The sequence below is a fragment of the Jatrophihabitans sp. GAS493 genome (genome assembly GCF_900230215.1).
Lineage (GTDB): Bacteria > Actinomycetota > Actinomycetes > Mycobacteriales > Jatrophihabitantaceae > MT45.
Map to the genome: position 1 here is coordinate 3,196,790 of NZ_LT907982.1, position 8,211 is coordinate 3,205,000.

Annotated in this window: 8 protein-coding genes (1 of these 8 running past the window's edge); all 8 read left to right on the forward strand. The window is 67.7% G+C overall.

Going from position 1 to position 8,211, the window contains the following annotated elements; translation table 11 throughout:
• The first annotated feature begins 34 nt into the window (after positions 1 to 34).
• The gene (gene argJ / locus CPH63_RS14855) at positions 35 to 1,189 is read left to right on the forward strand and encodes a bifunctional glutamate N-acetyltransferase/amino-acid acetyltransferase ArgJ (RefSeq protein ID WP_096303650.1); all 1,155 of its coding nucleotides are present in this window, start codon (positions 35 to 37) and stop codon (positions 1,187 to 1,189) included.
• Positions 1,190 to 1,211: 22 nt separating this feature from the next.
• Positions 1,212 to 2,120 carry an acetylglutamate kinase gene (gene argB / locus CPH63_RS14860; protein WP_197704737.1) on the forward strand — a complete coding sequence of 303 codons (909 nt, stop codon included), beginning with the start codon at positions 1,212 to 1,214 and terminating at the stop codon, positions 2,118 to 2,120.
• The gene (locus CPH63_RS14865) at positions 2,117 to 3,328 is read left to right on the forward strand and encodes an acetylornithine transaminase (protein ID WP_096303652.1); all 1,212 of its coding nucleotides are present in this window, start codon (positions 2,117 to 2,119) and stop codon (positions 3,326 to 3,328) included. The genes argB and CPH63_RS14865 overlap by 4 nt, the downstream gene beginning before the upstream one ends.
• Positions 3,325 to 4,248 carry an ornithine carbamoyltransferase gene (argF, locus tag CPH63_RS14870; RefSeq protein WP_096303653.1) on the forward strand — a complete coding sequence of 308 codons (924 nt, stop codon included), beginning with the start codon at positions 3,325 to 3,327 and terminating at the stop codon, positions 4,246 to 4,248. The genes CPH63_RS14865 and argF overlap by 4 nt, the downstream gene beginning before the upstream one ends.
• Positions 4,249 to 4,385: 137 nt before the next feature.
• A complete protein-coding gene (locus CPH63_RS14875; RefSeq protein ID WP_241895895.1) occupies positions 4,386 to 4,898 on the forward strand; it encodes an arginine repressor in 513 nt (170 codons plus the stop codon).
• 47 nt (positions 4,899 to 4,945) lie between these two features.
• The gene (argG, locus tag CPH63_RS14880; protein ID WP_096303655.1) at positions 4,946 to 6,379 is read left to right on the forward strand and encodes an argininosuccinate synthase; all 1,434 of its coding nucleotides are present in this window, start codon (positions 4,946 to 4,948) and stop codon (positions 6,377 to 6,379) included.
• Positions 6,372 to 7,835, forward strand: a complete 1,464-nt coding sequence (gene argH, locus CPH63_RS14885) for an argininosuccinate lyase (protein ID WP_241895669.1) — start codon at positions 6,372 to 6,374, stop codon at positions 7,833 to 7,835. The genes argG and argH overlap by 8 nt, the downstream gene beginning before the upstream one ends.
• Positions 7,836 to 7,902: 67 nt before the next feature.
• On the forward strand, positions 7,903 to 8,211 hold the 5' end (the start) of the coding sequence (locus CPH63_RS14890) for a DNA-3-methyladenine glycosylase (protein WP_096303657.1). 333 nt of this gene lie beyond the right edge of the window; only the first 309 of its 642 coding nucleotides appear in the window; the start codon lies at positions 7,903 to 7,905; the stop codon falls past the right edge of the window.

Here is an 8,211-nt window from a genome sequence, read left to right on the forward strand (position 1 = left end):
TGATCAGGGTCGGCATCGACGATGGAGTGAATTCGTGACGGTCACCGTAGCCAAGGGATTTCGGGCCATCGGCGTCGCGGCCGGTCTGAAATCCTCCGGCGCGCCGGATGTCGCGCTGGTGGTCAACGACGGCCCACGTGACGCCGCCACTGCCGTCTTCACCGCGAATCGGGTCAAGGCCGCCCCCGTCCGCTGGTCTCAGCAGGTGCTCGCCGACCGGCAGCTTCGCGCCGTGATCCTCAACTCCGGCGGGGCCAACGCCTGTACCGGCCCGGCCGGTTTCGCCGACACCCATTTCACCGCAGAACGGGTGGCTCAGCTGCTGCAGATCGGAGCCGGCGAGGTCGCCGTCTGCTCGACTGGCCTGATCGGCGAGCGGCTGCCGATGGAGAAGCTGCTCCCCGGGGTCGACGCGGCTGTCGCGGCGTTGACACCCGACGGGGGAGTGCTGGCCGCGGAGGCGATTCGCACCACCGACACCGTGGCCAAGGTCGCCGCCTTCACCCATCCGGACGGGTGGAGTATCGGGGGCATGGCCAAGGGGGCGGGAATGCTGGCTCCGTCGCTGGCCACCATGCTCTGCGTCATCACCAGCGATGCCGACATCGAACCAGAGGTGCTGGAGAGATCACTGCGGGCGAGCACCGCGAAGACGTTCGACCGGCTGGACTCCGACGGCTGCATGTCGACCAACGACACCGTGCTGCTGATGGCCAACGGCGCCAGCGAACATCGTCCGAATGATCAGGACTTTGCCGACGCCCTGCTCGGGATCTGCGCATCGCTGGCCGCGCAACTTCTCGCCGATGCCGAAGGCGCAACGAAGGAGATCGCCATCGAGGTGGTCGGCGCGGCGTCGGAGACCGATGCGGTCGAGGTCGGACGCTCAATCGCCCGAAACAACCTGCTCAAGTGCGCGCTCTTCGGCAACGACCCGAACTGGGGCCGGGTGCTGGCCGCCATCGGCACCACCTCCGCGATCTTCGAGCCCGATGAGCTCGACGTCGCGATCAACGGGGTTGAGGTGTGCCGGGGTGGTGCCGCCGGTGAACCTCGCGAGCTGGTCGACCTGAGTGGGCGGGCGATCACCATCACCGCCGATCTGAACGCCGGGACTAGTTCCGCCACGGTGTACACGAACGATCTCTCGCACGCTTACGTCGAAGAGAACTCGGCCTACTCGTCATGACCGCAGAGACGGAGATCCGGTGATGACCCGGGACCGGGAGCAGGCGCTGGCCAAGGCGGCCACCCTGGTCGATGCGCTGCCCTGGCTCGGCCGTTTCCACGGCAAGATCGTCGTCGTGAAGTACGGCGGCAACGCGATGACATCACCGCAGCTGCAGCGGGCCTTCGCCGAGGACATCGTCTTTCTGCGGTACGCCGGACTGAAGCCGGTCGTGGTCCACGGCGGTGGTCCGCAGATCACCGAGCACCTCGATCGGGTCGGCATCGTCAGCGAATTCAAGGCCGGCCTGCGGGTCACCACCCCCGAGGCGATGAAGATCGTGCGGATGGTGCTGGTCGGACAGGTCAACGGCGAGGTCGTCAATCTGATCAATGATCACGGTGCCTTCGCTGTCGGCCTCTGCGGTGAGGACGGCGGAATGCTCACCGCTACCCGCCGACCGGCCATGATCGACGGAGTTGCGGTTGATATCGGACAGGTCGGCGACGTCACCGCGGTCGATCCGTCCACCATTCACGCGCTCATCGACGCCGGCCGGATCCCGGTCATCGCCACGGTTGCCCGCGGCGCCGACGGCCTGTCTTACAACGTGAACGCCGACACCGCGGCCGCCGCAGTCGCCGTGGCGCTGAACGCCGAGAAGCTCATCGTCTTGACCGATGTCGAGGGGCTCTACGCAGACTGGCCGAACAGCGCTGAGGTGGTGAGCCAGATCGGCGTCGCCGATCTCGCGCAGCTCATCCCTACCCTCTCCGCCGGGATGGCGCCGAAGATGGAGGCCTGCCTGCGAGCGGTCGAGGGCGGGGTGCCCAGAGCGCACGTTCTGGATGGGCGGGTGCCGCACGCCCTGCTGCTGGAGGTCTTCACCTCCGAAGGCGTCGGCACGATGGTGTTGCCGGACGACGCAATCTCAGAACAGGTGGCGGAATGAGTAGCAACAGCGAACTGCGCAGCCGTTGGGGTGCGGTGATGATGAACAACTATGGCACGCCGCCGATCGCCTTGAGCCGTGGCGCCGGCGTGAGTGTCTGGGACGCCGACGGCAACGAATACCTGGATTTCGTCGGCGGGATCGCTGTTTCGTCCCTCGGCCACGCCCACCCGGCCATCGTGGCCGCGGTCAGTGAGCAGGTCACCCGGCTGGCGCACACCTCGAATCTGGTGATCCACGAGCCCGGCGTCCGGCTGGCCGAGAAGCTGCAGGAACTACTCGGTGACGGGGCGCGGACGTTCTTCGCCAACAGCGGTACCGAGGCCAACGAATGTGCCATAAAACTGAGCAGAAAGTACGGACGCCAGCTTAGTCCGGACGGCAGCCGTCTAGGTATCGTCGCCTCCAACGGCGGCTTCCACGGGCGCACGCTCGGATCGCTGGCGATAACCGGCAACCCGAGCAAGCGGACTCCCTTCGAGCCGCTGCCCGGCCCGGTCACCTTCGTCGACTTCGGTGATGTGCAGGCACTGCGGACCGCAGTGGATGAGACGACGGCGGCCGTCTTCCTCGAGACCACCCTCGGTGAGGGTGGCGTGGTGCCGGCTCCCGCTGGCTTCCTGGCCGCCGCCCGCGCGATCTGTGACGAGGCCGGCGCGCTGCTGGTGATCGACGAGGTGCAGAGCGGCATCGGCCGTACCGGACAGTGGTTCGCCAGCCAGGCGGAGGGCGTCCGGCCGGACATACTCACCCTCGCCAAGGGCCTCGGTGGCGGACTGCCGATCGGAGCCTGCATCGCCTTCGGGCCGGCGGCGGAGCTCTTCGACCCGGGAGACCACGGGAGCACCTTCGGCGGCAACCCGATCTCGTGCGCCGCGGCGCTGGCCGTCATCACCACGATCCAGGACGAGCACCTGCTCGACTCGGTGAAGCGAGTCGGGGAGTCACTGGCCCAGCAACTCCTGGCGATCAATTCGCCGCTGGTCGCTGATGTGCGAGGGTCCGGCCTGTGGCGCGCACTGGCACTTCGTGCCGAGGTGGCGGCCGATGTCGAGTTGGCGGCCCGCCAGCACGGACTGCTGGTCAACGCAGTGAAGGCCGACGTCATCCGGCTGGCCCCGCCGTTGACCGTCCAGCAGCGCGAGGTGGACTCGGCCGTACAGCGTCTGGCTACGGCTCTAACCGACGTCTCCGGAGAGATCTCATGACCCGTCATTTCCTGCGCGACGACGACCTCAGCCCGGTGGAGCAGGCAGCGGTACTGAGCCTGGCCGCGGAGATGAAGGCGAGCCGCTTCGTCCATCAGCCGCTGGCCGGCCCACGAACCGTCGCGGTGATCTTCGACAAGCCGTCTACCCGCACCCGGGTCTCGTTCAGTGTCGGGATCGCCGAGCTCGGCGGCTACCCGTTGGTGATCGACGGCGGCAGCAGCCAATTGGGGCGGGGCGAGCCGATCGAGGACACTGCCCGGGTGCTCGACCGGCAGGTCGCCGCGATCGTGTGGCGCACCTTCGGCCATGATCGGATCGAGGCGATGGCCTCGGCCAGCAGCGTGCCGGTCGTCAACGCCCTCACCGACGACTTCCACCCGTGCCAGATCCTCGCCGATCTGCAGACCGTGGCCGAACGCCGGGGAACACTGGCTGGGCTGACCTTCAGCTACGTCGGGGACGCGGCCAACAATATGGCGCATTCGTATCTGCTCGGCTGTGCCACCGCGGGAATGCATGTGCGGGTGGCGGGACCGGCGGACTACCAGCCCAATCCCGAGGTGGTCCTGCAGGCCGAGAAGATCGCAGCCCAGACCGGGGGTTCGGTGCTGGTCACCACCAGCATGGCCGAGGCCGTGGCCGGCGCGGACGTACTGGCCACCGACACCTGGGTCTCGATGGGCCAGGAGGAGGAGAAGGCGAGCCGCGCCAGCAAGTTCCTCGACTACTCGATCACCGCCGAGGCGCTGGCCGCCGCTGCCCCGGATGCGATCGTGCTGCACTGCCTGCCCGCCTACCGCGGTCTGGAGATCGCCGCTGATGTCATCGACGGCCCGCAGAGCGCGGTGTGGGACGAGGCGGAGAACCGCCTGCACGCGCAGAAGGCTCTCCTCACCTGGTTGTTGGACCAGAGCTGATGGCGGGGGAAGATCATCGTGTGAACGATCCGCCCGCCAACCGCGAGACACATCCGCAGATCCCGGTCGACCCGCGTCCGGCCGACAACCAGCAGCCGGACGGTAACCAGCAGCCGGACGGTAACCAGCAGCCGGCGGTGGAGGCGCAGCACGGCCGGGAGTTCAGCAGCAAGGCCGCCCGCCACGCGCGCATAGTCGCGGCGTTGTCGCTGCGTACCGTGCATTCCCAGGCGGAGCTGGCGCGAGTGCTCAGTGCTGAAGGTTTTCAGGTCACCCAGGCCACGCTCAGTCGCGACTTGGACGAACTGGGCGCGGTGAAGCTGCGTACGCCCGACGGTGGTGTCTCGGTCTACGTCATCCCGGAGGACGGCTCGCCGCTGGCCGTCCGCTCAGCTGACGACGCGCCACCCCAGCGGCTGGCGCGACTGCTCGGTGAGATGATGGTCTCCATCGAGTCCAGTGCCAATCTCGCGGTGCTGCGAACCCCGCCCGGCGCCGCGCACTACCTGGCCTCAGCGATCGACCGCGCCGGGCTTCGTGACGTCATCGGCTGCATCGCCGGCGATGACACCATCCTTGTGGTGAGCAGGGAGGCGGTCGGGGGGCAGGCGCTGGCCAACTACCTCGTCGAGCTCTCCCGCGACTCCTGACCTGCACCGAATCAGCCAGCAATGACAACCAATGGAGTGAAGCACGAGTGAGTAAGGTCCTGACCTCCCTGCCGGTGGGTGAGCGTGTCGGCATCGCCTTCTCCGGCGGCCTCGACACCTCGGTAGCGGTCGCCTGGATGCGCGCCAAGGGCGCCATTCCCTGCGCGTACACCGCCGACATCGGGCAGGCCGACGAGCCTGACATCTCCGGCGTCCCGGCGCGCGCCAAGGAATACGGCGCGGAGCTGGCGCGTGCCGTCGACTGCCGCCGCGAGCTCGTGGAGGAGGGGCTGGCCGCGCTGGCCTGCGGGGCATTCCACATCCGCTCCGGCGGTCGCACGTACTTCAACACCACCCCGCTGGGGCGTGCGGTCACCGGCACCCTGCTGGTGCGGGCGATGCGGGACGACGACGTGCATATCTGGGGCGACGGCTCCACCTTCAAGGGCAACGACATCGAGCGCTTCTACCGGTACGGTCTGCTGGCCAACCCCGGTCTGCGGATCTACAAGCCCTGGTTGGACGCCGATTTCGTCACCGAGCTCGGTGGCCGGGCCGAGATGAGTCAGTGGCTCATCGAGAACAACCTGCCCTACCGGGATAGCAAGGACAAGGCGTACTCGACGGACGCCAACATCTGGGGCGCCACCCACGAGGCGAAGACCCTGGAGCATCTGGACGTCTCCCTGGAGACGGTCGACCCGATCATGGGCGTGAAATTCTGGGACCCATCGGTCGAGATCCTCACCGAGGACGTCACGGTTCGCTTCGACCGCGGCCGCCCGGTGGCCATCAACGGCGTCGGCTTCGACGACCCGGTCGCGCTCGTGCAGGAGGCGAACAACGTCGGGGGACGTCATGGCCTCGGCATGTCCGATCAGATCGAGAACCGGATCATCGAGGCCAAGTCACGCGGCATCTACGAGGCGCCCGGGATGGCGCTGCTGTGGACCGCCTACGAGCGCCTCCTCAACGCGATCCACAACGAAGACACCATTGCCAACTACCACGCCGAGGGGCGGCGCCTCGGTCGACTGCTCTACGAGGGACGCTGGCTCGATCCCCAGTCACTCATGCTTCGCGAGTCGATCCAGCGCTGGGTGGCCTCGCTGGTCACCGGCGAGGTGACCCTGCGGCTGCGGCGCGGCGAAGACTTCACCGTCCTCGACACCCGTGGCCCCGACTTCTCCTACCATCCGGAGAAGCTCTCGATGGAGCGCACCGAGAACGCCGCGTTCGGCCCGGTCGACCGGATCGGGCAGCTGACGATGCGCAATCTCGACATCGCCGACTCCCGGGCGAAACTCGAGCAGTACGCGGCCCAGTCAGGCGGTCAATTGGGTCAGGCCTACCTCTTCGGCGAATTGGAGTCCGCCGGCCTGACTGAGGGTGGGGCGACCCAGATCTCCAACAACGCCGGGCCGGACGGCCCGGACGAGACAGTGCTCGACAACGCAGCGATGGAGTTCGGTGTTGACTAAGCAAGATGCGGCCCCTAAAGCCGCCGGAACGGAACTGCTCAGTGGGGCAACGCCACTGTGGGGCGGGCGTTTCAGCAGCGGTCCCTCAGCGGCGCTGCAGAAGCTGTCACTCTCCGTCCATTTCGATTGGCGGCTGGCGCCGTATGACCTGCAGGGGTCGAAGGCGCACGCCCGGGTACTGCACCGGGCCAACCTGCTCACCGACGACGAGCTGGCCCAGATGCTCGCGGCGCTGGACGGGTTGCAGATCGCGGTCGCGAACGGCGAATTCGTGCCGACCGTCGACGACGAGGACGTGCACACGGCGCTGGAGCGCGGGCTGATCGAAGAGCTCGGCACGCTGGGCGGCAAGCTTCGGGCCGGGCGTAGCCGCAACGACCAGGTGGCGACCGACCTGCGGCTCTATCTGCGCGATCACGCCCGTCAGGTTGCCGGCGCAATTGCCGATCTTGAGGCAGCGCTGGTCGAGTTGGCCAATGATCACCGCGAAGTGGCCATGCCCGGCATGACCCATCTGCAGCACGCGCAGCCGGTCCTCTTCGCCCATCATCTGCTGGCTCACGTCCACGCACTGGCCCGCGATGTCGACCGGCTTCGTGATTGGGACCGGCGGGCAGCCGTCTCGCCCCTCGGATCCGGCGCGCTGGCCGGCTCGTCACTGCCGCTGGACCCGGCGGCGGTGGCCGCCGACTTGGGCTTCGATCGGCCGGCGGCCAACTCGGTGGACGCGGTCTCAGACCGTGACTTCGTCGCGGAGTTCCTCTTCATCGCGGCGCTGCTCGGCGTGCATCTCTCCCGAATCGGCGAGGAGGTGATTCTCTGGGCCACCAGCGAGTTCAGGTGGGTGCGGCTACACGACTCATGGGCCACCGGATCGTCGATCATGCCGCAGAAGAAGAACCCCGATATCGCGGAGTTGGCCCGCGGCAAGTCCGGGCGGTTCATCGGCAATCTGACCGGGTTGCTGGCCACTCTGAAGGCGCTGCCGCTGGCCTACGACCGGGATCTGCAGGAGGACAAGGAGCCGGTCTTCGATACCGTCGAGCAATTGCTGATGCTGCTGCCCGCCGTGACCGGCATGATGGCGACCCTGACGATTGATCGCGATCGTCTGACCGCCGCGGCCCCCGAAGGCTTTGCGTTGGCCACCGACGTCGCTGAGTGGTTGGTCCGCGAGGGCGTGCCATTCCGCGAGGCTCACGAGGTCTCCGGCGCCTTCGTCTCCTACTGCGAGGCGCGGGAGCTTGACCTGCCGGATCTGACCGACGAGCAGCTCGTCGAAGTGAGCCCTCATCTGACTCCGGCGGTGCGGTCGGTGCTCAGTGTCGAGGGGGCGCTGCAGGCCCGGTCCTCTGTCGGCGGCACGTCGCCGGCCCGAGTGCTCGAGCAGATCGAGAATCTGCGCCGCGACATCTCCGCTCAGCAGACCTGGGCCAGCGCCTATCCGGCTCGGTGATTGGTCACTTCGTGACTCGCTCGGACGGAGCCCACGTCGGTTCGCCCGCTGCGGGCTGACGTCGCAGATGGTCGATCGAGCGGAGTTGGCCGCAGCTGCCGTCGTGGTGGCGCCACGCCTGCTCGGGGCGGTGATCCAGTCACGGGTCGGTGGTGACGCGGTCTCGATCCGAATCACCGAGGTCGAAGCCTACGAAGGCTCCGACGACCCGGCTTCGCACGCGTTCCGGGGCCCCACCCCGCGCACCGAGGTCATGTTCGGCGAGGCCGGGCATCTCTATGTCTACTTCACCTACGGGATGCATTGGTGCGCGAACGTCGTCTGCGGCGTCGATGGTGCGGCTTCCGCCGTTCTGCTCCGGGCCGGCGAGGTGGTC

What these genes read in the sequence shown, in the direction of transcription:
- argB (WP_197704737.1), top strand. Translation starts at nt 1,212, where the DNA reads ATGACCCGGGACCGGGAGCAGGCGCTGGCCAAGGCGGCCACCCTGGTC.
- CPH63_RS14865 (WP_096303652.1), top strand. Translation starts at nt 2,117, where the DNA reads ATGAGTAGCAACAGCGAACTGCGCAGCCGTTGGGGTGCGGTGATGATG.
- argF (WP_096303653.1), top strand. Translation starts at nt 3,325, where the DNA reads ATGACCCGTCATTTCCTGCGCGACGACGACCTCAGCCCGGTGGAGCAG.